A 22,954-nucleotide genomic window follows, 5' to 3' on the forward strand; every position below is an offset into this window, starting at 1 on the left:
TGTAGGGACGAAAAGTCCCTGCCATCAAAGATGGGCTTTGCTCATTTTGATGTAAAAAACTATAAAAAGGCATTTATATGACAAATGTTAGCATCATCGTTTTAGATTTCGGTTCTCAATATACACAACTTATCGCACGTCGTTTGCGTGAAGATAAGATTTACTGTGAAATTCTTCCTTACCATACAAAAGTAGAAGATATCAAAGCAAAAAATCCTAAAGGTGTTATCCTCTCCGGCGGTCCATCTTCTGTATATAATGAAGATGCTTATGAAGTAGATCAGGGTGTTTACTCTATGGGTATTCCCGTTCTTGGAATATGCTATGGTATGCAGAGAATTGCAGTTGATTTTGGTGGTAGTGTAATTCGATCTGATCATCATGAGTATGGAAAAGCAGAGCTTAATATTGTCGGATATCCTGATAATGTATCTCCTCTTTTTGCAGAGTGTGATAACAATCGTATCGTTTGGATGAGTCACTCTGACAGAGTTGAGACACTTCCTGAAGGTTTTAAAGTTATTGCAACTTCAGACAACTCTCCATATGCAGCAATTGCAAATGATGAAAAACGTGTTTATGCAATGCAGTTTCACCCGGAAGTTCAACACTCTGAAGAGGGTTACTTGATGCTTCGTAACTTCGCAAAAAATATCTGTGGTGTTACGGAAAAATGGAAAATGGAGCATTTCTTAAAAGAGCAAATCGCTAAAATCCGTGAACAAGTTGGTGATGGAAAAGTGCTTTGTGGACTCAGTGGTGGCGTTGACAGTTCTGTAGTTGCTGCAATGCTTTATGAAGCGATCGGGGATCAACTTATTCCTGTTTTTGTAGATAACGGACTTTTACGTAAAGGTGAGCGTGAGCAGGTTGAGCAGGTATTTAAAATCAATCTCAAAGTACCTTTGGTTGTTGCAGATGCAAGTGAGCTTTTCCTTTCTCGTTTGGCAGGTGTTGAAAATCCTGAAGAGAAACGTAAGATTATCGGACATACTTTTATTGAAGTTTTTGAGCAAGAGGCAAAAAAACACGAAGGTATTAAATTTCTTGCACAAGGAACACTCTATCCGGATGTTATTGAGTCTATTTCAGTAAATGGTCCATCTGAAGTTATCAAGTCACATCACAATGTTGGTGGACTTCCTGACTGGATGGATTTCGAGCTCATTGAGCCTCTCCGTGAGCTTTTTAAAGATGAAGTACGTAAAATAGGTCTTGAACTTGGTCTTCCAGAATCTATGATTAACCGTCATCCATTCCCTGGACCGGGACTTGCGATTCGTATCATGGGTGATGTGAATCCAACTGACTTGGACCTTCTGCGTGAGGCAGATGTTATTTTACTTGATGAGCTTAAAGCAAGCGGGTACTATGCAAAAACATGGCAAGCATTTGCAGTACTTTTAAATGTAAAATCAGTTGGTGTTATGGGTGATAACCGTACTTATGACAATACTGTTTGTGTGCGTGTCGTTGAAGCAGTGGATGGAATGACAGCAACATTTGCACATTTACCGCATGATTTACTTGAGAGAATTTCAAGAAGAATTATCAATGAGGTGGATGGAATCAATAGAGTTGTCTACGACATCTCTAGCAAGCCACCGGCAACTATTGAGTGGGAATAAATCAAGAAAAATTTCAATGCACTTTGAAATAATTTAGGCATCGGCATAGTTTACTATGCCTCAACCTAAAAACATTCCAAATTACATCAAACTTTTTATGATTTACAGTTTATCTTTTTTTGTTTTTTAATGAGGAGTCTTTATGATAACACCTAGACCTCTGTATCTTTTTTCTATCTCTTCACATCCTGATGCTATCAGCATTAACTCGCTAGACATTACCTTTTTTAAACCTAACATTAATTTCTCAAAATATGATGCTTTGATTATTACCTCTAAACAGGCTAGTAAAGCGCTTATGCAATATAAAAAAGAGGAGTATCTGCATCTGTCTGCTCTGTGTGTTTCTGTGCAGAGTGCCAAGTCTTATGAGGCTTTAGGTGGCAAAGTTTTGGATATTGGAGGAGGTTATGGAGATAATCTTGAGGGTAAAATAAAATCTTATCCAAAAGAGAAAAAATGGCTCTATCTAAGAGCCAAAATTGTAGCATCTGATTTTGTTCAGATATGTAAAGATGAAGGCTATAAAATAGATGAGAGCATAGTCTATGAAAGTGACTGTTCACAAGCTATAAATGAAGTGCAAGTTAAAGATGATGCAATACTCATCTTTACTTCTCCATCAAGTGTAAATTGTTATTTGAAAAATCATACTTTTGAAGAAGGACAAAGTATCATTGTTATTGGGAAAACAACTGCAAAAGCACTTCCTATAGGAGTAAATTACGTTTTATCTGATAAAACAAGTATAGAAAGCTGCATAACAATAGCAAAAGAGCAATTTCTAAAATAATTTCAAGCAAATTTTTAGTATAATATTTCATATAGTCTGAGTAGTTCGTGTCAGCACGTATATGAGGGTTCTACATATTCATATCGTGAACAAGTAGAGCTAGCGTGTGCCGATGATCTCGCTTGAGGTATGTTAACTCTGCCAATGAGACTGTCGCCGTCAGCTAGTTCTCTCTTCACCCAAATTCGGCTTTTAGAACCAAGCCAATAGTGTGACGGCTACTCGGATTATATATGAGACAACTTTAAAGAGTTTACTTAGAGTATGAAAGTACTTTAAGTAAACTTTTTTTATTTATATGGAGAATTAATGAAGATTTTAATACTTGGCAGTGGTGGACGTGAATACTCAATAGGTCTTGCTATTGCAAATGAAAATGCAGGGCATGAGCTCTTTTTTCAACCTGGTAATGGTGCTACAGATGAGCTGGGAACAAATTTAGACATTAAAGACTACAATGATCTGGCTGCATTCGCAAAAGAGAATGCAATTGAGCTGACAATTGTAGGACCTGAAGCACCACTTGTTGACGGTGTTGTTGATATCTTCAAAGCAAATGGTCTGACTATTTTTGGACCAAGTAAAGAAGCAGCACAATTAGAAGGTTCAAAAGTCTATATGAAAAACTTCTTGGCAAAGTATGATATCCCAACTGCTCGCTATATTGAGAGTGACTCGATAGAGGAACTTTTTAAATTTACAAATACTCTAGAGGCGCCAATCGTTGTAAAAGCAGATGGCCTTTGTGGTGGTAAAGGTGTTATTATCGCACAAAGCCATGATGAGGCAAAAAAAGCAATCAGTGAGATGCTTAGCGGTAAAAGTTTTGGAGATGCTGGAAAAAAAGTAATCGTTGAAGAGTTTTTAGATGGCTATGAGCTCTCTATGTTTGCCGTATGTGACGGAAAAGACTATATTTTACTTCCGGCTGCACAAGACCATAAACGTGTAGGTGATGGTGATACAGGACCAAATACAGGTGGTATGGGTGCATATGCTCCGACACCTTTAGTTGATGAAGAACTTTATCAAAAGGTTAAAGATAGAATTATCCGACCAACTTTAGATGGTATGCAAAAAGAGGGTGCACCATTTGAGGGTGTCCTTTTTATCGGAATCATGGTTGTTAATGGTGAACCGATTACTTTGGAGTTCAATGTTCGTTTTGGGGATCCTGAATGTGAGATTTTAATGCCACTTATGACATCTTCTGTTGCAGATATGTTCTATAAAGCAGCAACAAACCGTTTGGGTGAGATAAAAGTAGAATTTTCTGACCAGTATGCTGTAGGTGTGGTTATGGCGAGTGAGAACTATCCGTATAGTTCATCAACTCCAGCAGAGATTATTTTAGATGATGTACACCATGAAGAGATCGCAAAATATACGCATATCTCTTTTGCAGGGGTGAGCCGTGAAGATGGTAAACTTTATGCAACAGGTGGACGTGTTCTCGTATGCGTTGGTCTTGGGGATAGTATCAAAGAGGCACGTGACAGAGCATATCTACGTTGTGGACAGGTACATTTTGCCGGTAAAAAATTCCGTAGTGATATAGCCTATCAGGCACTCTAGGAGAATTGTTTGAATGAAGAGATAGAGAATGTACTGCATCGTGAGGGTTTGGTACTAGCTGATATTAAAAAAAGAGCGATGGCCTTTTTTATTGATGAGATGCTGCTCTCTTTTCTTCTAATCATTGCAATGTCGGACTCATTTTCCAATGCCAAAACGGTAGAAGAGATGATCATGCTTACAAATAACTTCATGTTTGAGTATCTGATAATGAAGATAGTATATCAGACATTTTTTGTTATGCAGTATGGTGCTACACTTGGTAAAATCGCTATGAAGATTCGAGTCATTGAGATAACAACTCTGCAAAATCCCTCTTTTTTATGCTCACTTAACCGTGCCATCTTTCGTGTTATTAGTGAGATGCTTTTCTATCTGGGGTTTTTATGGGGAATGATGGACCCTGCTCACCAGACCTGGCATGATAAAACTGCAAAAACTTTGGTTGTCAATGTTTAGACTCTTTTTTATTCTCTCACTTTTGATCGCATGTCTGTCTGCTGGAGATAAGGTAGAGATTTATGCTTCAAAACTCAGTTCACATAATGAAATCATCAATGTTGCCGGTGGAGTCTCTGTTATATACAAAGATTATATTATTACAGCAGACAGAGCAACATATGATAAAAAAACGGGTGACTTGGAACTCTTTGACAATATACGTGCCAATCATGCAGGTAAATACAAAATCCTTGGGAAATATGCCAAATTAAATATTGCCAAAAAAGAGCGTCTTTTTCGACCTTTTTATATGATTGACAACAAATCAGATGTCTGGATGAGTGGCGATGAGGGTAAAGCAACCGAAGAAGAGATAGATATAGCATCAGGTGTTGTGAGCGGATGTAACCCAATAGACCCGCTTTGGACGATGGAGTTTTCATCATCTGATTATGATACAGAGTCGATGTGGATAAATCTTTACAATATGCGTCTCTATATCTATGATATTCCAGTTCTTTATACTCCCTATTTTGGATATTCACTGGACACTACAAGACGAACAGGTCTTTTAAAACCTGCTATTGGACTCTCTAATGATGAAGGTTTTTACTACCAACAACCAATATATATCGCTGAGCAGAACTGGTGGGATTTAGAATTTTTACCACAGATTAGAACCTCACGTGGAGCAGGTATCTATACAAAGTTTCGTTTTGTAGACTCTAAAGTTTCTCATGGTGAAATTAAGATGGGATACTTTAAAGAAAAAGAGGATTATTTTTTAAAAAACAACCTCCAAAATAACTCACACTATGGATTTAATGTCAAGTATGACAACAGAGACTTTTTAAATCTTTGGAGCGGTTATGATTTTTCCGGACAGTCCGGGCTTTATATAGATATCAATCATATGAATGATGTTGACTATATCAACTTGGAAAAGGGAGATACAACTGATACAGCAACGGCAACGCAGGTTCTCTCACGTGTTAATATTTTTTACAACACTCGACAGAACTATTTTGGTACATATTTGAAATATTATCAAGATTTAACACTCGATAATAATGAAAACACTTTGCAAAAACTTCCGGTTGTTCAGTATCACTACTATTTGGATACACTGCTAAAAGACCATCTTTTGTACTCGCTTGATATAAAAAGTAATAATATCCGCAGGCAGACAAACAATAAAGTAGTTCAAACGGATATCAATCTTCCTGTAACCTTGCAGTCTTCTTTTTTTGATGAGTATCTTACCGCTTCATACACTGCAAATCTTTATATGCAACACTCTGCTTTTAGCGGGAATGATTCACGAACGACCTTTGATTACAGGGATGGATACTATACACGAAACTATCATACAATCAGTGTCGCTTCACAACTGACAAAACCGTATGAAAATTTCAGTCATATTATTGGTTTAGGTGTGACTTATAACCGTTCAGCATGGAGTCAAGAGAGTGGCTTTTATGAAGATAACTCAAAATATTGTTCAGATATCGCAAATACGACAGACCCGGATTATGATGCACGATGTGAGTTTTATAATATTACAGATATAGATAATGCAGCACAACTGGAATTTACACAGTATGTGTATGACAAACAAGCAAAAGAAGTGCTTTATCATAGATTGGCACAGCGTATATCGTACTCTTCGAATGCAAATCGTTACGGAGAACTCGAGAATGAACTCGATTATAAAATCACTTCCTATCTCTCCTTTTATAACAATATGTTTTACAATTATGATCAAAACAGATTTTCAAAAGTCTTTAATAAGGTCTCTTTTACAAATTATGGAGTAGCACTGCATCTTTCGCATCTTTATAAAGACAGTTTTATTAATCCTCAGACAAGCAGTGACCCTTTGAGATATACAAGTTATCTGACTTCGAGTGCAGAGTATGAATACAATAGACACTACTCTTTTTCAGCGCTGTATAATTATGATTTGGAATCCCGAGAGAAAAAAAGTATGTCAATAGGGTTTATGTATAAGAAAAGATGTTGGGACTTTGGTATAAAATATAGTGAGAATAACAGACCGATTTTGACACAGAGTGGAGAGTCGTCGATATATGACAAATATATCTATATAACAATTGTCTTAAAACCATTGATGCAGCCAAGTAAAAACAGCTCATTTATTACATATAAACTGCCAAACAAGCAGACAAACTAGGAAAGAGATATGCAAAAATATAAACATATGCTCCAAGACAGAGAAGATGCAGCTACAAGACTTATTGATATTATGCCAATGCAAAAGCTTAAAGAAGAAGAGTGGAATATTGTAGCGGTATCGAAGGGTGGATTGGAGCTAGGCTCTTATATTAAAGATGGACTCAAAAACTCTTTGGAAATTCTCTTTTTAGAAGCCATTATGGCTCCAAATAATCCTGAATGTGAAGTGGCACGTGTAAGCGAGACAGAAGAGATAGTCCTTAATGAAAATCTTATCAATGCCTTTGATATTCAGTACGATTATATCTATGGTGAAGCGCATAGAAAGCATGAAGAGGATATACTTAGCCATATATATCAATATCGAAAAGGTCAGCCTTTTCCATCTATGCAAAATCAAGTGGTTTTACTTGTGGATGAGGGAAGTGAAACAGGTACAAAATTTATGACAGCGCTCAAGACTGTTCTGGCACAAAAGCCAAAGGCAGTCTATATTGCTGTTCCAGTCCTTCCTAAAGATGTGCTAGAAGTATTAGAGACCTTTGTGGATGATATCTTTTTTTTATATGACATTGATGATTATGTAGAGACAGATCTGTACTACAAAAATTTAGAAAAGATAGATGATGAAAATATTGAAAAAATACTAGAGGAAAACAGATGAAATATGATGTAGAGTTAAATTTAGAAAACAGAGAAGAAGCGTATAGTTTTGGATACGTTGCAAAACAGGCAAATGGAAGTACATGGTTAAAATCAGGTAAAACGGTCATTCTTGCAACAGTGGTTATTGATGAGACTGAAGTAGTAAAAGATGACTTTTTACCACTTACTGTACAGTATATAGAAAAGACATATGCTGCAGGAAAGATTCCGGGAGGATTTTTCAAACGTGAGACAAAGCCGAGTGATTTTGAGACACTGACTTCTCGTATTGTTGACAGAAGTCTGCGTCCGCTTTTCCCAAAAGGTTTTGGACATCCAACACAAATTACGATTATGGTTTTCTCAGCTGACAGTGAATCTGATATGCAGGTTCTAGCACTCAATGCTGCTTCAGCTGCGTTGTATGTTTCAGACATAGATATCAACAGAAGCGTATCTGCTGTTCGTGCTGCAAAAGTTGATGGAGAGTTGATTTTAAATCCAACACTCACGCAACTCAAAAACTCAACACTTGATTTGTATCTCTCAGGAACAACAGAGGAACTCTTGATGATTGAGATGCGCTCAATCGGTAGTGAAAATATTGAAGTCGAAGAGATTCCAGAACCTGTACTAGATCCTATTATGGACCCATCTATCGGAACAATTGTTCTCTCACAGCATGTATCAAATGCCATGAATGAAGATGAACTTATCGAAGTGCTAGATAAAACAGAAAAGGTGCTTTTCGCTACCAATGTAGAGTATGAAGTGGCTTTTGGACCATACCAAAAAGATATCAAACCACTAGAATTAAAAGCACACCAGCTTAACAATGAAATGGTAGAGTATGTAAAAGAAAATCATCTCAGTGACATTGAAGATGCACTCTCCCAAATGGCAAAATCAGAACGTTCAACTGCACTGCGTGAGCTTCGTAAAAATATTATTGCTTCCAAGGAGGAGTGGGCAGATGTTGAGCTTGAGTTAGAGCTAAAAGATGCCATTGAAGCTGTTAAACGAGAGTTTGTAAGAGCACAGATTTTAAATGAGAGAGTTCGTGCCGATGGTCGTGCTTTAAATGAAGTAAGACCTATTAGCATCGATACAAATATATTACCCGCTGCACACGCTTCATGTCTCTTTACTCGTGGTCAAACGCAGGCACTTGTTGTCCTTACTATGGGTGGACCAAAAGATGCACAGATGTTTGAAGGTCTCACTGATGAAGGCACACAAAATGAGAACTTTATGGTGCACTATAACTTTCCAGGTTTCTCAGTTGGTGAAGCAAGTCCGATCATGGGAACAAAAAGACGTGAACTCGGTCACGGTAACTTGGCTAAACGTGCATTAGAGCCGATTGTAAATCTTGATGGACAGACTGTTCGCTTGGTTTCAGAGATTTTAGAGAGTAACGGTTCTTCTTCAATGGCTACAGTATGTGGTGGTTATTTGGCCCTTCGTGCAGCAGATATAGATACAAGTGATACAGTTGCTGGAATTGCGATGGGAATGGTGAGTGATGGTGACAAGTATGCGATTCTATCAGATATCATGGGACTCGAAGACCATGATGGTGATATGGACTTTAAAGTAACTGGTTCAAAAGAGGGTATCACTGCTATGCAGATGGATATCAAACTCGGTGGTATTTCACTTGATGTTCTTAAAGAAGCTCTTTATCAGGCAAAAGAGGGACGTAGTCACATTATAGATATCATGCTAGAAGCTGAAGAGAAGATAGAGTTTAATGATGGTGTACTTCCGTCAACGGAGCATTTCCATATAGACCCTGGATTTATCGGTGAGATTATCGGTCAGGCCGGAAAAACGATTCGTGAGATCATTGAGAAGTTTGAAGTGGCAATTGATATTGATAAAAAAGATGGAAAGGTAAAAATCACCGGTAAGAACAAAGAGGGCGTTTATGGTGCAAAAGCACACATTGAAAAAATTGTCAATACTCCAAAAAAAGAGAAGATAAAGTATGAAGTTGGCGGAGTCTATGATGGTGTTGTAAAACGTATTGTTGATTTTGGTGCTTTTGTTGAGCTTCCAGATGGGACTGACGGACTACTCCATATCTCAAAAATCTCTAAAGAGAGAGTCGATAATGTCAAAGATGTACTGAGTGAAGGACAAAAGGTAAAAGTAGAGATACTTGAGTTTAAAGGAAATAAAATTTCACTCGGTATGGCTGAGTAAGAAATCATTTAGTTATATTTGATATCCTTATGTGTATAAAATCATATAAGGATAGAGCATTGAAGATATCCAGAAGAGATGCGCTTAAAATTTCAGCAGCAACAGTAGCTGCCACTGCACTTTCTGCATGTACAAAAGAGGAGATAAAACCTCCTAAAAAAGTACAATTACCAACATCATTTTTACCATTTCCAAAAACTGCTTCTCCTCGAGTTGTTGTTGTCGGTGGTGGATGGTCTGGTCTCTCTCTTGCAAAACAGCTAAAAATTGAAGCTCCTCAGGCTGAAGTTATTTTGGTTGAGCAGCGTTTTGAGTTTGTATCGTGTCCTATGAGCAACCTTTGGCTGGTTGATAAGATTGATCTGGAGTTTTTGACACATGATTATCTTCAGGGTGCTCGTGAGAACAACTACACCTATTTTCAAGCTTCTGTCTACGGTATAGATAAAGAGGCAAAAATCTTAAAAACTACCAATGGTGATATCGAGTACGATTATCTAGCTCTTGCTCCTGGAATTGATTATGATTACTCTTTTTGGACAGATGACAAAGTTCTTGAAAACAGACTCAGAAATGAGTACCCTGCTGCATTTAAGCCAGGAAGTGAACATATGACGCTACGTGAGAAAATTTTAAACTTCAAAGGTGGTAATTTTATCTTTACCGTTCCGGGTGGAAATTACCGATGTCTTCCTGCACCGTATGAGAGAGCCTGTATGGTGGCAGACTATTTTAAAAGCAAAGGTATTAAAGCAAAAGTAATTCTTTTGGATGAAAACAATGATATTACGATTAAAGAGCATGGTTTTCATACTGCTATGAAAGAGTTGTATAGTGATTATTTAGAGTATGTGCCAAATGCAAAGATAGAAGAGATAGATTTAGATAAAAAAGTAGTAACGACAGAGTTTGATGAGTTCAGCTTTGAAGATGCATCATTTTATCCACATGTCAGAGGCGGGAAACTCTTAGAGATGCTTGGATTTGCAAAAGATACCATCTATAATAAAATGGAAGCAAACATTGACCCTTTTACTTATGAAGTGATAGGAGAAGAAAATATCTTTGTCAGCGGTGACGCTCGTCCTATGGGCTTTTCAAAATCTGGAAACACTTCCAATACAGAAGCAAAATATGTTGCACGTCTTATTGCTGGAAAAATCAATAAAGGGCCAAAAATTCAGTGGGAAACACCTGTAACTGTATGTATATCTTTAGTCTCCATAAAACCAGAAAGAGGTATCTTTATTCATTCAGAATATGCATACAATAAAAAGGTCGGTCAATTTGAATTTGCTACACCTGTAACAGATGAAATATGGAAAGGAGAGCATGGAGAAAAGAATGCTGCAGGTGCTTATGATTGGGCGAAGGCAATGTATACGGATATGTTTAATTAAAAAGCAGTTTAAACTACTTTTTATAAGAGAGCGGTTATAATTCGCCTATCAATTTCTAGTAGGGAAATCGTGGCATTTATGTTACGGTTGCTTCATGATACAAAATGAGGTTACGCTATCCGAACGGGTTGTAATAATTTAAAGGAACTTACAATGAAAAAAATTCTTTTTCTTTTAGTAGCATTATCTGCTGCAGCGTTTGCTAACGACGGTGAAGTTGCAAACCAAACTCTTAAAGCATACTCTATGCTGGCTGCTGGTTTAGCTATCGGTACAGCTGCACTTGGTGGAGCTATCGGTATGGGTAGCACTGCTGCTGCAACTATCGCTGGTACAGCTCGTAACCCAGGTTTAGGTGCGAAACTTATGACTACAATGTTCATCGCTCTTGCAATGATCGAAGCACAAGTTATCTATGCACTCGTAATTGCGTTAATCGCACTTTACGCTAACCCATATTTAGGTTAAGACTTAAATATACCTCAGTTCGACTCTTTAGGAGTCGGACATCTTTTTTAACTGCGCAGGTGGTGGAATGGTAGACACGCAACGTTGAGGTCGTTGTGCCTTCGGGTGTGGGGGTTCAACTCCCCCTCTGCGCACCATACTTTCAAATAGATATTTTTCAAAATTTCATTTTTATAATCATCAAACTTTAAAGCTACTTTGCATACAATGTTTCTAAATAATCTTCAAAAGGCATGGCATGAAATATCGCTATATTGGCAGAACTGGTCTACGGGTATCTCCTATCTGTATGGGTACGATGACCTTTGGTACGCAGACTCCGGATGAAAAAGTTGCATTTGAAATAATGGATAAAGCTTATGATGCTGGAGTGAATTTTTTCGATACGGCAGAGCTCTATCCAGTTCCACCAAATGCCAAACTAGCAGGTCTAACAGAAGAGATAGTAGGCAGATGGCTAAAAACGAAACCACGTGATAGTGTCATACTTGCTTCAAAAGTTGCCGGTGCTGCAAACGGATGGTTTGTTCCTCCCATTCGACATGGTCTAACTGCAATTGACAGTTTTCATATTGAACGAGCAGTAGAGGGAAGTTTAAAGCGACTGCAGACTGATTACATAGACTTGTATCAGATGCATTGGCCGGACACTGTAGTACCTATTGAAGAGAGTCTGAAGGCTTTTGACCGGCTTGTTCAAAGTGGAAAAGTACGCTACATCGGAACATCCAATGATACAGCCTATGGAACAACAAAAGCATTGATGACTTCAGAGTTTAAAAAGTATGCACGATTTGAGTCTATTCAGAACAATTTCTCTTTATTGAATCGCCGTTTTTTAGATGAACTTGCAACACTTTGTAGAAAAGAAAGTATTTCACTGCTTTCATACTCACCGTTAGGTGGCGGAGTACTGAGTGGAAAATACAATCAAGCTGAGATTAAAGAGGGAAGATTTAGCAGTTATATGAAAGCAAGTGATAAAAGACAGCGTCTGATGGCAGCACGATTTGTTAATGAAAAAACACTCGCTTCCACGCAGAAGTATCTTAAAATCGCAGCCGATGCGGGACTAGATCCAGTTACAATGGCAACGGCATGGTCGAAGCAGTTTGATTTTGTGGCATCGACTATCATTGGAGCTACAAAACCGGAGCAGTTGGATGCTACTTTAGCTGCGATGGATTTGGAGCTGAGTCAAGAAGTTTTAGATGCCTGTGATGCAGTTCACAATGAGATTTTATACCCTATGGGTTAGATCTCCCCGGCTTTCCATGCCTCGATGGCATCACTCAGTGTTTCAAACTCATCAGATTTTCCGATTATGAAAATCTCATCAAAGATATAGCAGATAATATGTCTACTCAGCGGTTCTAGTAAAAATACGGCATACTCTTCAATACTTTTCATATCGACAGATAAAACTCGCATACCATCAATGATATCATTGATTTGAGGGATGACATCATACTCAACATCTATAAGTTTTTTCCCATCACTTTGATAAATAGCCACAAGTAAACCTTTTTTAGTATAATTCTAGCAAAAAAAGGCAATATTTATGCAATCTGTTCTCTTTGTCTGTTTAGGAAATATCTGTCGTTCGCCATTGGCAGAAGGAATAGCGAAAGCAAAAGTTCAAAATATGGGTGTGAACATAGCAGTCGATTCTGCTGGAACAGGTGGTTGGCATCTTGGAGAGTCTCCATGTGAGAACGCTGTTAAAGTAGCTTCGATGCATGGCATAGATATCAGTTCTTTACGTGCGAGAAAAGTAAAGCCAGAAGATTTTGAAAATTTTGAGCTTATTGTAGCTCTTGATGAAAGTAATCTTGAGTATTTAAAGCAGATGGGTGCTCAAAATCTCGTCAAACTTGGAGATTTTGGATATGATGGCGCAGATGTGCCAGACCCTTACTTTTTTGATGGTTTTGATGGCTTTATAGAGGTCTTTAGCATGATAGAAGTTTGTGTAAATAACCTTTTTAGTGTAAAATTTGAAAAATTGACGCAATAGCAGGAATAATAGAATGAATATAGCAAATGATGTATCGGAATTGATTGGAAATACCCCTTTAGTGAAACTCAATTTTCCTTCACAAGAGAGTGGTGCGACTATTTTAGGAAAGTGTGAGTTTATGAATCCGAGCTCTTCAGTAAAAGATAGAATAGGCTTCAATATGATACGCCGTGGTATGGAAGATGGAACAATTACAAAAGAAACAACAATCATCGAGCCGACAAGTGGAAATACCGGTATTGCCCTTGCGTCTATCTGTGCAGCAAAAGGTTTGAAACTGATCTTAACGATGCCGGACTCTATGAGCGTAGAGCGTCGTAATCTTTTAAAGGCACTCGGTGCACAGCTTGTTTTAACACCTGCAGCAAAAGGGATGAAAGGCTCGATAGCAAAAGCAGAGGAGCTGCGTGAGGCTACACTAAATTCTGTAATCCTGCAGCAATTTCAAAATCCTGCAAATCCTGAAATTCACAGGCTTACAACGGCACGTGAGATATTGCGCGATACAGAGAGTAATCTTGATGCTTTTGTAGCTGCTGTTGGAACAGGTGGTACACTGACAGGAACATCTACGATTCTAAAAAAAGAGCTTCCTGAAATTGCTGTTTTTGCAGTTGAACCTGAGGCTTCGGCAATTCTCTCTGGAGAGAGTCCAGCCCCTCATAAGATTCAGGGGATCGGGGCTGGATTTGTACCGGATATCTTAGATACTTCACTTTATGGCGAAGTGATAAAAGTGAGTAATGAAGATGCCATTGCAACTGCGAAAATGTTGGCAAAACAAGAAGGGCTTTTGGTAGGAATATCAGCAGGTGCAAATGTTTATGCAGCGATGCAGGTAGGCTCACGCAAAGAGTTTGCTGGTAAAACGATTGTAACGATTCTTTGTGATACGGGCGAGCGATATCTTTCTACAGAACTTTTTAGTGAAGATTGAATTTTTAGAGACGATTAAAGTTCTTGATGGCAAACTATGCAATCTTGCATATCATCAACAACGTTATGAAAGGACACTGCGCTCTTTTGGTATAGAAAACTTTATACAACTCAAAGATATTTTAAAACCACCACATCAAGGGCTCTATCGCTGTCGTGTACTATACAGTACAGATGGAGAGCTCACACAGAGCTATCATCCGTATAAAAAACGGAATATGAAGAGCTTAAAACTAATAGATTCTGATACTATTGCGTATGATAAAAAATATGCCAATAGAGAAGCCTTAGAGAGACTTTTTGCAAAAAGAGAAGCGTGTGATGATATTCTCATTGTACAAAATGGACTTGTAACAGATACAACGATTGCCAATATTGCTTGTTTTGATGGAGATCTATGGCTAACACCAAAAAAACCGCTTTTAGCAGGTACAACACGTCAGAGATTACTTGAGAGTGGTTTTTTAAAAGAAGCAGATATTCCTACAGAGTCATTGAATCGTTTTGAGAAACTGGCAGTGATGAACGCAATGATAGATTTTGATATAATTACAGATAAAAAGATAGAGGAAATAATTTGCTAGAGAGTTTAATAGAAGATAGAGATTTTGCAAAAATGATGAAAAGACATATAGAAGAGTTGGTAGTGCTCTTTTTTCAAAAGGAGCAAAATTTCGGAATTCTCTGTAAAATAGAAGATGTTTCATTTAATCCAGAACTGCCAGATGGCATGAGTGCAGAGTTTCGACCATTGACACTCTTTTTTCTAGCAGGTTATACTTTTGAGACGGCGCGTATTGAAGATGAGATGTTTATCTTTGAAGCAGGTTTTGGAAGTGAGAACTTTGGCAGTGTCGTATCTGTTCCTCTACTGAGCATTTTACAAATTATTGTCGATGAGACTCCTCTTTTTATAAATATAGCAGTTGAAAATAAAGAAAAAGAGGAAGAAAAAAGTAAAAATATCGATGAAAAAGGAGTGAAAAACTCCATGGAATCTTTTTTAGCAAATCCTGAAAACTCAAAATTCCTAAAAAAGAAGTAAAAGTTTTATACTCTGTTTAAAGAGAGAAGATAATTTACTACATTATCTACAAAGGCATCATGTTTTCTGTCTTTGAGATAAGCAATGTAGAAGTTTCTTGTGATTTTATGATTTTTTAGACGTGCTTCAAAGAGTGTACCGTTTTCTACTTCCGCTTTAATAACATGGCGTGACATAATAGAAACCAATGGACGCTCAGCAGTTTTATCTGCATGTAAAATAGACTCTTTAATCGCTGTTGGAGAAGCAAGTACCCCAATAACATTGAAGTTGTTACACTGTACACCGATCTCTTCAAAAACTTCTGAAGTAAGTTTTCTTGTATGTGAGTCTTCATTTCTACAGATCCAGTCAAACTCAAGCAGATCGTCTGCACTTAAGTGTTTTTTGATTGGTTGATTAGAAAAAAGTACAAGTTCATCTTCAACCCACTCTCTGTAAATTACACCTTCTTTAAAAACAGGAGATTCGATCAGTGCAACATCTATCTTTTTATCTTCGAGTTGTTCAATGATATTTGCAGAGACATCAACATTCATAAATACTTCATTATCAATGCGTTTTTTAATCTCGCCAAGATAGTTAGGAAGAACATAGTTTCCGATTGCAAAAGAAGAACCCATTACAAAAGTAAACTCTTTATTGATGATTTTTAAGAGCTCTTTTTCAGAGTTTTGGATCGCTTTTTCAAGTCTTAGAGCAATGCGATAAAGATCTTCACCCTCTTTGGTAAGTACGATTCCATTCTTTTTTCTCTCAACGATTTTTGTATCGAGATAGTCTTCGATAAATTTTATCTGTTGTGTAACAGCAGGCTGAGAAATACCTAGTTTAGCGGACGCCTTAGAGAAACTTTTCTCTTTAATTACCATTAAAAATGTTTGTAATTTGGCAAAATCTTTTAACATAATAATTCCTATAAGTATTAATAATAAACAAAATTATAACTCATAATTATAATTATTGCAATAGTTTTGTAATAATTTGTGGCTTTTTTTGTTATAATATTACTACTTTACAAAAATAGTGGACTTTTATGGAAAAAATATTTAAAAATTTAAACGAGTCTCAATCTGCTGCAGTCAAACAGACAGAGGGACCTGTGCTTATTCTAGCAGGTGCCGGAAGTGGAAAAACCACAACCATTGTCTCACGCTTGGCATATTTGATTGAGGTTGTAGGTATTCCGCCGGCAAATACATTGACACTTACTTTTACCAATAAAGCAGCACGTGAGATGAAAGAACGTTCCATGAAGATGATGGAGAAAAACGGTGCATATCCACCACTTCTATGTACTTTCCATAAGTTCGGTCTGCTCTTTTTAAAATTTAACATTCATCTTTTAGATCGTCAGAATAATTTTGTAGTTATTGATACAGATGATAAAAAACGCATTATTAAAAAGATAAACTCAGAATTACCGACTCCACTAATAGCGAGTGAAATATCCCGTTATAAAAACTCTTTAATGAGTCCCGATGATGCCTATAAGCAGGCAGAACTCTTTAATTACAAACAGATTGCCGAAGTGTACCGTGAGTATGAAGAGTATTTAAAAGAGAACAATCTTGTGGATTTTGATGACCTGATAGCACTGACATACAAACTCCTTGATGAAAATCCGGAGCTTGCAGAAAAAACGTCACAAAAATACCAATACATTATGATAGACGAGTATCAAGATACTAATGAGTTGCAATTAAAACTGATCCAAAAACTCTGTACATCACACAACAATATTTGTGTGGTTGGTGATGATGACCAATCAATCTATGGATGGCGTGGAGCACATATTCGAAATATTATGGAGTTTGATGATGATTTTACAGGTGCCAATGTTTTTAAACTTGAGGAGAACTACCGTTCACGTGCTCCAATTTTAAAAACTGCCAATGCACTCATCGAACACAACCGTTCACGTCTTGGCAAAAAGCTCATTGCCACACGAGGCTCGGGTGATGATGTAACAACGCTAAATTCCAATGATGAGAATGAAGAAGCAAGAAAGATTGCCATCAAAGTGCAAAAGCTTTTGGACTCAGGTGTGAGTGCCAGTGAGATAGCAATTTTGTACCGTGTAAATGTACTCTCTCGTTCCATAGAAGATGGGCTTAACCGTGCGGGTATTGGTTACAAGCTTGTCGGTGGTGTCCGCTTTTATGACAGAGCGGAGATTAAGGATCTTATCTCTTACATCCGTGTCATTACAAACAACCATGATGATTTCTCTTTTAAACGCATTGTAAACAAGCCAAAACGCGGACTGGGAAAGGCAAGTGTCGATAAGATTGAACTGGCAGCTCACGTAAAGGGAAGTTCTATCTTTGAGTATCTAAAAAATGTAGATCTCACAGAGCTTGAAGCGCTTGTAAAGAAGAAAAATGCAGCAACATTGAAAAAGTTTGTCGCAGATATTGCAGATGTGGCAAAGGTTGCACAAGAGTCAACCTATGAGTTTATCGATGTATTAGAAGATACTTTTCATCTCAAAGATATCTATGCAAATATGCAGGATGCTCAAGAGAGAATACTCAATATGGATGAATTTTACGGACTCTTTAGAGATTTTATAAAAAACAACCCTGAAGCCTCTTTGGATGAGTTTTTAAATGAGCTGACACTGCAGAGTGAACAGGATCAGGTTGAGGGTGAGTCTATCTATATGATGAGTATTCATGCTTCTAAAGGTCTGGAGTTTGAACATGTCTTTGTCATAGGAATGGAAGAGGGCTTTTTACCACTTGTCGGTGATGGCAGTGATCTTGAAGAAGAACGTCGTCTTGGCTATGTTGCTTTTACCCGTGCGAAAGAGACACTGACTCTCTCTCACGCAGCCAGCCGTTTTTACAAAGGACGCAGAAGTGATCTGGCAAAGAGCAGGTTCTTCAATGAAGCAGGGCTTTGTGACGGCTCTTTGATTGTTGAGAAAAACACAGCTTTTAAAAAGGGTGATCTTGTTCGCCATAAGATTTTTGGTACAGGTCGTGTAACAGGGGTTAGTAAATCAGGACGTGAGTTTAAGCTGCAGATCAATTTTGCCGGAACAAAACGTGATATTTTGGCATCTTTTGTAGAAAGACTATGAATCGCCTTTTTGTTGCTTACAAGCCAAGCGGTATTGGTTCAAACAAGTTTCTCTATTCTCTGAAAAAAAAGTACAATGATAAAAAAGCGGGTTTTGCAGGTACGCTTGATCCATTTGCAAAAGGGGTACTGCTAGTTGGTTTTGGAAGTCATACAAAACTGTTTCGTTTTTTAAATAAAACACCCAAAAAGTACAGAGCAACACTGTGGCTTGGTGCTAAAAGTGACTCACTTGATATTGAGATGATTGACGAGGTAAATATTGTTCCCGAGCTATCTCTTACGCAGGTTGAAGAGGCTGTCAAGTCATTAGAAGGTGCATTGGAGTATGAACCTCCTATCTTTAGTGCAAAACGCATTAATGGACAGCGTGCCTATGATTTGGCACGTGCAGGTAAAGAAGTTACGCTAAATAAGATAAACTCAACAATCTATGAGACAAAACTACTTGCTTACTGCCATCCTTTTGTGACATTTGAAGCAACAGTAAGCGAGGGGACATATATTCGTTCACTTGGACGTATCATTGCACAGCGACTTGGTTTGGAACATGGCAGTCTGAGTATGCTTGAGCGGCTTTGTGAAGGGCAGTTTATCTATGAGAATGAAAAACCGCTCGATATCAAAAAATCACTGAGTATTCCTCAGAATTTCTATTTGGGTGATGAACAGAATGTAAGATATGGAAGAGTTCTTGCTTTAGAGGATTTTAAAGTGCAAGATGAAGGAACTTACTGGCTTGATAATGGGGAGAATATCTCTATTATAACCATAAGTCAAAATAGTGTAAAATATGAATTAGGAAGAATCCAATGTTAGTACTTGCAAGAAAATTAAATGAATCGATTGTCATTGGCGATAATATCACCATCAAGGTTGTCTCTGTGGAAAATGGTGTAGTCAAGCTAGGCATTGATGCTCCACGTGAGGTTTCCATCATAAGAAGTGAGCTTATACAAGAAGTGACAGCATCGAACAGAGCTGCGGTACAAAAAGATGGCATCGATAAGGATGAGCTGAATTCATTAAGTAAGTTGCTAGGGAAATCATAGAGATGAAAAAATATAAGGCTCATGCCAAAGTAAATATTTTTTTAAAAATCACAGGCAAACGAGAGAACTATCATGAAATAGTCTCACGTTTTATGCGTATTGATGACTTGTATGATGAGCTCTCTTTTATTTCCAAAGAGAGTATTGATGCAAAAACAAATGAGTTTAAGATTGTTGGTGATTTCTCTTGCGATACAAAACAAAACACTATTTATAAAGCTTATGGGGCACTCAAAAATGCAACAAATTCGGAAGCTTTAGAAAAGTTGATGCAGACACATGCTCTGCAGGTCACAAAAAACATCCCGGCTTTTGCCGGTCTTGGTGGTGGCAGCAGTGATGCAGCGACATACTTGAAAATGTGTAATGAAGTACTGCATCTTGGGCTCAGCCTCAATGAGCTGGCATCCATCGGTCTTGAAGTGGGTGCAGATGTACCTTTTTTCATCTATGGCTATGCAAGTGCAAATGTCAGTGGCATAGGAGAGGTAGTAGAGCCTTTTGAAGAGGAGCCACTTAGCTTTGATATCTTTACACCAAAGATAGAGATATCTACACCAAAGGTTTATCAGGTATACAGAGAAAATTTTTATGAGCCGATAGATGGTTTTGAAGCACAGCAATTAAAAGAGACGAGCTCACGTGAGGTTTTAGAGCATATGAGTGCTAAAGAGGCCAATGATCTTTTTGCGCCGGCACTGCAAGAGTACAAAGAGCTTAAAGAACATTACAGACAAGGTTACTTTTTTAGTGGTAGTGGGAGCAGTTTTTTTAAGTTAAAGGATAAAGAAGTAGAAAATGGGTGAGACAATAGCAAAAAATAAAAAAGCCTATCATGACTATTTTATAGAAGATAAATATGAGGCGGGACTCGTACTTAGTGGTAGTGAAGTCAAAGGTATCCGTGCGCATAGAGTAAACCTCAAAGACAGTTTTATCCGTTTTGTCAAAGGTGAAGCCTATCTCTTTAATGCGCACATCGGACGACTCGATACTACACACCACTTTTACGGACACGAAGAGCGAGCTTCAAGAAAGCTGCTTTTACATAAAAAAGAGTTGGCAAAACTGCAAAAAGCAGTCGATCGTGATGGTTATACGGTAGTGCCTCTGCAACTTTACTTTAACAATAGAAATATCGCAAAGCTCCAAATTGCTCTGGCAAAAGGAAAACACCTTCATGATAAAAGAAATGACCTTAAAGAGCGCGATCAAAAACGTGATATAGCAAGGGCTATGAAGGATTACTGATGCGAATCATATTGCTTTTTTTATGGAGCAGTGTAGCTCTTTTGGCTTTTAATTTTGAGATAATCAATCAAGAGTTGGCAAATGGTAAAAGCTCACTTATAAAATTTAAATATGAGCCTTCTGTAGAATACAAAAGCATACAGGTAGATGGTAAAAAGTATCAGATTTTTCCTTCCCCTCGTGAAAAAGGGAGTTTTTATGCACTCATCCCCTTCTCTTACTACGACAAACCGGCTACAAAAACGTTAGAACTTTATTATAAAGAGAACGATACTCTAAAACAAAAGTTGCTCTTTTTAAGACTTGTTCGTGGAAAGTATGCAAAAGAGACGATTCATGTGGACCCATCAAAAGTCAATCCAAAATCACCAAAGGTAAAAAAACGTATTGCCAAAGAGTACAGTGAAGCGATGAGGATATATAAGAGTGTAACACCAAAAAGCTACCTGCGTGAGCCTTTTATTTTACCGATGCAAAGCAAGATTACGAGTGAATTTGGAAAAGCAAGAGTCTATAACGGTTCACTCAAAGGGTATCACAGCGGTACAGATTTTCGAGCAAAAACTGGTACGCCGATAATCGCTGCCAATGATGGAAAAGTAGCACTTGTGAAAAATAGATTCTATTCAGGCGGAACGGTTATACTTGATCACGGTGAAGGAATATATACTTGTTATTTTCATATGAGCAAGTTTGATGTACAAGAGGGTCAAGTAGTTACAAAAGGGCAAAAGCTTGGTTTATCCGGTCAAAGTGGACGTGTAACAGGTCCTCATTTGCATTTTAGTGCTAGAATAGCTGGAGTACAGGTTGACCCGTTGCAGTTAATATCGCTGCTTAACAATAATTTATTAAAGGTACAAAATTAATGACATTTTTTCAACTCTTGATGCTTGGAGCATCGGCATTTTTCGCATATAAAATTTATCAGCATATACAGACACTGCAAGATCCGCAAGAGAGTAGTGATGAGCCAAGAAGTGCAGAGGCTTTCTCAACTTTTGATGCTCCCTCATTGATGGATAAAGCAGATGAAGCAATGCAAAAGGGTGACTTGCAAAAAGCACTTGCTATCTACTCGGAAGTAAATATAAAAACACCGAAAAATCCAGAAACACTCTTTAAAATGGGTTATGTCCTAACAGAACAAGATAGAGACGAAGAAGCGATGGAGTATTATAAAGAGGCACTGGACTTAGACCTTAACAATACCTACATCCATCAGGCAATAGCATCACTCTATAGAAAAATGGGTGAATTTGCAAGTGCAAGAAATCATCTCAATGCCTCCTTGGATATCGATGATAAAAATCCGATCACATATTACAACTATGGAAACTTACTCGTTGATATGAAACATCTTGATGAAGCAAAAGAGATGTATAAAAAAGCACTGGAGTTGGATGCTGATTTTACAGAAGCAAAAGAGGAATTAGCCAAACTCGAGGGAGAAAAAGAATGAAGATTTTAGAGATATATGAACTTTTAAATGAACTTTCTCCTTTTGAGTTGCAAGAGTCCTGGGATAATTCAGGACTTTTGGTAGGAGATTTTAATGAAGACATCACAACAGTGGCACTCAGTATCGATGTGGATGAAGAGTTAGTTGATTCGCTTGAAGAAGGAACGCTGCTTATAACACACCATCCTCTTATCTTTGGAGGTCTGAAGCAGTTGGAATTTTCAAAATATCCTGCAAATCTGCTCCATAAAATGATACGAAAAAATATCTCCAATATTGCGATGCATACAAATTTTGATCAGACACATCTCAATGATTATGTAGCAACAGAGATCTTAGGGTATGAGATAGTACAAAAAGATGGTTTTGTTGCCTATCTTGATATCAATGAAGATTTTGATAGTTTTGCTAAAAAAGTTGCATCTGCTTTTGGTCTGCCTCACGCAAAGTGTGTCAAAGCAAGAGATTTTGTAAAAAGAGCAGCACTCACCACTGGAAGTGGTTGTTCACTGATGCGAAGTTTGGATGCCGACTGTTTTTTAACTGGAGATGTCAAATACCATGATGCCATGGAGGCAAAAAGTATAAATCTCTCTCTAATTGACATTGGACATTATGAAAGTGAGCGATTTTTTGCCCAAATTTTACAAAAGCATTTGAAAAATTTAGGTTTAAAAGTTATAATTGCGTCATCAGAAAATCCATTTACATATATTTAAGTATATTTTAGCTGTGATGGATAACAGT

The 22,954-nt window shown here is 37.6% G+C and carries 24 protein-coding genes and 1 tRNA gene; 23 read left to right on the forward strand and 2 right to left on the reverse strand.

Annotated features, from left to right (window positions below; genetic code table 11):
• Window positions 1–77 precede the first annotated feature (77 nt).
• The 11 genes from guaA to MNY27_RS03200 all read left to right on the forward strand — a co-directional run bounded on the left by guaA (window position 78) and on the right by MNY27_RS03200 (window position 12,612).
• A complete protein-coding gene (gene guaA / locus MNY27_RS03150; protein ID WP_152183397.1) occupies window positions 78–1,628 on the forward strand; it encodes a glutamine-hydrolyzing GMP synthase in 1,551 nt (516 codons plus the stop codon).
• Window positions 1,629–1,770: 142 nt separating this feature from the next.
• Window positions 1,771–2,421: a uroporphyrinogen-III synthase gene (locus MNY27_RS03155; protein ID WP_152183398.1), complete on the forward strand. Its 651-nt coding sequence runs from the start codon at window positions 1,771–1,773 to the stop codon at window positions 2,419–2,421.
• Between the two features lie 309 nt (window positions 2,422–2,730).
• Window positions 2,731–3,996 carry a phosphoribosylamine--glycine ligase gene (purD, locus tag MNY27_RS03160; protein ID WP_152183399.1) on the forward strand — a complete coding sequence of 422 codons (1,266 nt, stop codon included), beginning with the start codon at window positions 2,731–2,733 and terminating at the stop codon, window positions 3,994–3,996.
• A gap of 9 nt (window positions 3,997–4,005) precedes the next feature.
• A complete protein-coding gene (locus MNY27_RS03165) occupies window positions 4,006–4,455 on the forward strand; it encodes an RDD family protein (RefSeq protein WP_152183400.1) in 450 nt (149 codons plus the stop codon).
• On the forward strand, window positions 4,418–6,631 hold the full coding sequence (lptD, locus tag MNY27_RS03170; RefSeq protein ID WP_246153808.1) for an LPS assembly protein LptD: 2,214 nt from the start codon (window positions 4,418–4,420) through the stop codon (window positions 6,629–6,631). The genes MNY27_RS03165 and lptD overlap by 38 nt, the downstream gene beginning before the upstream one ends.
• 9 nt (window positions 6,632–6,640) lie before the next feature.
• A complete protein-coding gene (locus MNY27_RS03175; protein WP_152183401.1) occupies window positions 6,641–7,297 on the forward strand; it encodes a phosphoribosyltransferase family protein in 657 nt (218 codons plus the stop codon).
• Window positions 7,294–9,486: a polyribonucleotide nucleotidyltransferase gene (locus tag MNY27_RS03180; RefSeq protein WP_346391875.1), complete on the forward strand. Its 2,193-nt coding sequence runs from the start codon at window positions 7,294–7,296 to the stop codon at window positions 9,484–9,486. The genes MNY27_RS03175 and MNY27_RS03180 overlap by 4 nt, the downstream gene beginning before the upstream one ends.
• Window positions 9,487–9,545: 59 nt before the next feature.
• Window positions 9,546–10,886 carry an FAD-dependent oxidoreductase gene (locus MNY27_RS03185; RefSeq protein WP_346391876.1) on the forward strand — a complete coding sequence of 447 codons (1,341 nt, stop codon included), beginning with the start codon at window positions 9,546–9,548 and terminating at the stop codon, window positions 10,884–10,886.
• A 153-nt stretch (window positions 10,887–11,039) separates the two neighbouring features.
• Window positions 11,040–11,354 (forward strand): F0F1 ATP synthase subunit C, encoded by a 315-nt coding sequence (locus MNY27_RS03190; protein WP_152183404.1) that lies wholly within the window; start codon window positions 11,040–11,042, stop codon window positions 11,352–11,354.
• A 53-nt stretch (window positions 11,355–11,407) separates the two neighbouring features.
• Window positions 11,408–11,491: transfer RNA gene (locus tag MNY27_RS03195), tRNA-Leu, on the forward strand.
• Between the two features lie 101 nt (window positions 11,492–11,592).
• Window positions 11,593–12,612: an aldo/keto reductase gene (locus MNY27_RS03200; protein WP_346391877.1), complete on the forward strand. Its 1,020-nt coding sequence runs from the start codon at window positions 11,593–11,595 to the stop codon at window positions 12,610–12,612.
• Here MNY27_RS03200 and MNY27_RS03205 read toward each other — a convergent pair.
• Window positions 12,609–12,869, reverse strand: coding sequence for a hypothetical protein (locus MNY27_RS03205; RefSeq protein WP_346391878.1), 261 nt, complete (start codon window positions 12,867–12,869; stop codon window positions 12,609–12,611). The two genes, MNY27_RS03200 and MNY27_RS03205, sit on opposite strands and share 4 nt — an antisense overlap.
• 46 nt (window positions 12,870–12,915) lie before the next feature.
• Here MNY27_RS03205 and MNY27_RS03210 point away from each other — a divergent pair, with 46 nt between their 5' ends.
• Genes MNY27_RS03210 through MNY27_RS03225 form a run of 4 tightly spaced genes read left to right on the forward strand, consistent with a single transcriptional unit; the run spans window position 12,916 to window position 15,355 of the window.
• Entirely contained in the window at window positions 12,916–13,371 is a 456-nt protein-coding gene (locus tag MNY27_RS03210) for a low molecular weight protein-tyrosine-phosphatase (RefSeq protein WP_346391879.1), read from the forward strand.
• Between the two features lie 13 nt (window positions 13,372–13,384).
• On the forward strand, window positions 13,385–14,311 hold the full coding sequence (gene cysK, locus MNY27_RS03215) for a cysteine synthase A (protein WP_152183408.1): 927 nt from the start codon (window positions 13,385–13,387) through the stop codon (window positions 14,309–14,311).
• The gene (locus MNY27_RS03220) at window positions 14,301–14,894 is read left to right on the forward strand and encodes an aminotransferase class IV family protein (RefSeq protein ID WP_152183409.1); all 594 of its coding nucleotides are present in this window, start codon (window positions 14,301–14,303) and stop codon (window positions 14,892–14,894) included. The genes cysK and MNY27_RS03220 overlap by 11 nt, the downstream gene beginning before the upstream one ends.
• Complete coding sequence (locus tag MNY27_RS03225; RefSeq protein WP_152183410.1) at window positions 14,888–15,355, forward strand: hypothetical protein; 468 nt, start codon at window positions 14,888–14,890, stop codon at window positions 15,353–15,355. The genes MNY27_RS03220 and MNY27_RS03225 overlap by 7 nt, the downstream gene beginning before the upstream one ends.
• 5 nt (window positions 15,356–15,360) lie before the next feature.
• Here MNY27_RS03225 and MNY27_RS03230 read toward each other — a convergent pair whose 3' ends face one another.
• Window positions 15,361–16,263, reverse strand: coding sequence for a LysR family transcriptional regulator (locus tag MNY27_RS03230; RefSeq protein ID WP_152183411.1), 903 nt, complete (start codon window positions 16,261–16,263; stop codon window positions 15,361–15,363).
• A 128-nt stretch (window positions 16,264–16,391) separates the two neighbouring features.
• Between MNY27_RS03230 and MNY27_RS03235 the strand changes: the two genes are divergently transcribed.
• Genes MNY27_RS03235 through MNY27_RS03270 form a run of 8 tightly spaced genes read left to right on the forward strand, consistent with a single transcriptional unit; the run spans window position 16,392 to window position 22,926 of the window.
• Entirely contained in the window at window positions 16,392–18,443 is a 2,052-nt protein-coding gene (locus MNY27_RS03235; RefSeq protein WP_152183412.1) for a UvrD-helicase domain-containing protein, read from the forward strand.
• Window positions 18,440–19,261 carry a tRNA pseudouridine(55) synthase TruB gene (truB, locus tag MNY27_RS03240; RefSeq protein WP_152183413.1) on the forward strand — a complete coding sequence of 274 codons (822 nt, stop codon included), beginning with the start codon at window positions 18,440–18,442 and terminating at the stop codon, window positions 19,259–19,261. Before MNY27_RS03235 ends, truB begins: the two co-directional genes overlap by 4 nt.
• Complete coding sequence (gene csrA / locus MNY27_RS03245; RefSeq protein ID WP_152183414.1) at window positions 19,255–19,494, forward strand: carbon storage regulator CsrA; 240 nt, start codon at window positions 19,255–19,257, stop codon at window positions 19,492–19,494. Before truB ends, csrA begins: the two co-directional genes overlap by 7 nt.
• A 2-nt stretch (window positions 19,495–19,496) precedes the next feature.
• Complete coding sequence (locus MNY27_RS03250; protein ID WP_152183415.1) at window positions 19,497–20,300, forward strand: 4-(cytidine 5'-diphospho)-2-C-methyl-D-erythritol kinase; 804 nt, start codon at window positions 19,497–19,499, stop codon at window positions 20,298–20,300.
• Window positions 20,293–20,745: an SsrA-binding protein SmpB gene (gene smpB / locus MNY27_RS03255; protein ID WP_152183416.1), complete on the forward strand. Its 453-nt coding sequence runs from the start codon at window positions 20,293–20,295 to the stop codon at window positions 20,743–20,745. Before MNY27_RS03250 ends, smpB begins: the two co-directional genes overlap by 8 nt.
• On the forward strand, window positions 20,745–21,614 hold the full coding sequence (locus MNY27_RS03260) for a M23 family metallopeptidase (RefSeq protein ID WP_152183417.1): 870 nt from the start codon (window positions 20,745–20,747) through the stop codon (window positions 21,612–21,614). Before smpB ends, MNY27_RS03260 begins: the two co-directional genes overlap by 1 nt.
• Window positions 21,614–22,207, forward strand: a complete 594-nt coding sequence (locus tag MNY27_RS03265; RefSeq protein ID WP_152183418.1) for a tetratricopeptide repeat protein — start codon at window positions 21,614–21,616, stop codon at window positions 22,205–22,207. The genes MNY27_RS03260 and MNY27_RS03265 overlap by 1 nt, the downstream gene beginning before the upstream one ends.
• Window positions 22,204–22,926 (forward strand): Nif3-like dinuclear metal center hexameric protein, encoded by a 723-nt coding sequence (locus MNY27_RS03270; protein ID WP_152183419.1) that lies wholly within the window; start codon window positions 22,204–22,206, stop codon window positions 22,924–22,926. Before MNY27_RS03265 ends, MNY27_RS03270 begins: the two co-directional genes overlap by 4 nt.
• Window positions 22,927–22,954 lie beyond the last annotated feature (28 nt).

Origin of the sequence: Sulfurimonas sp. NWX79 (genome assembly GCF_039667035.1) — a bacterium.
GTDB classification, from domain to species: Bacteria; Campylobacterota; Campylobacteria; order Campylobacterales; family Sulfurimonadaceae; genus Sulfurimonas; species Sulfurimonas indica.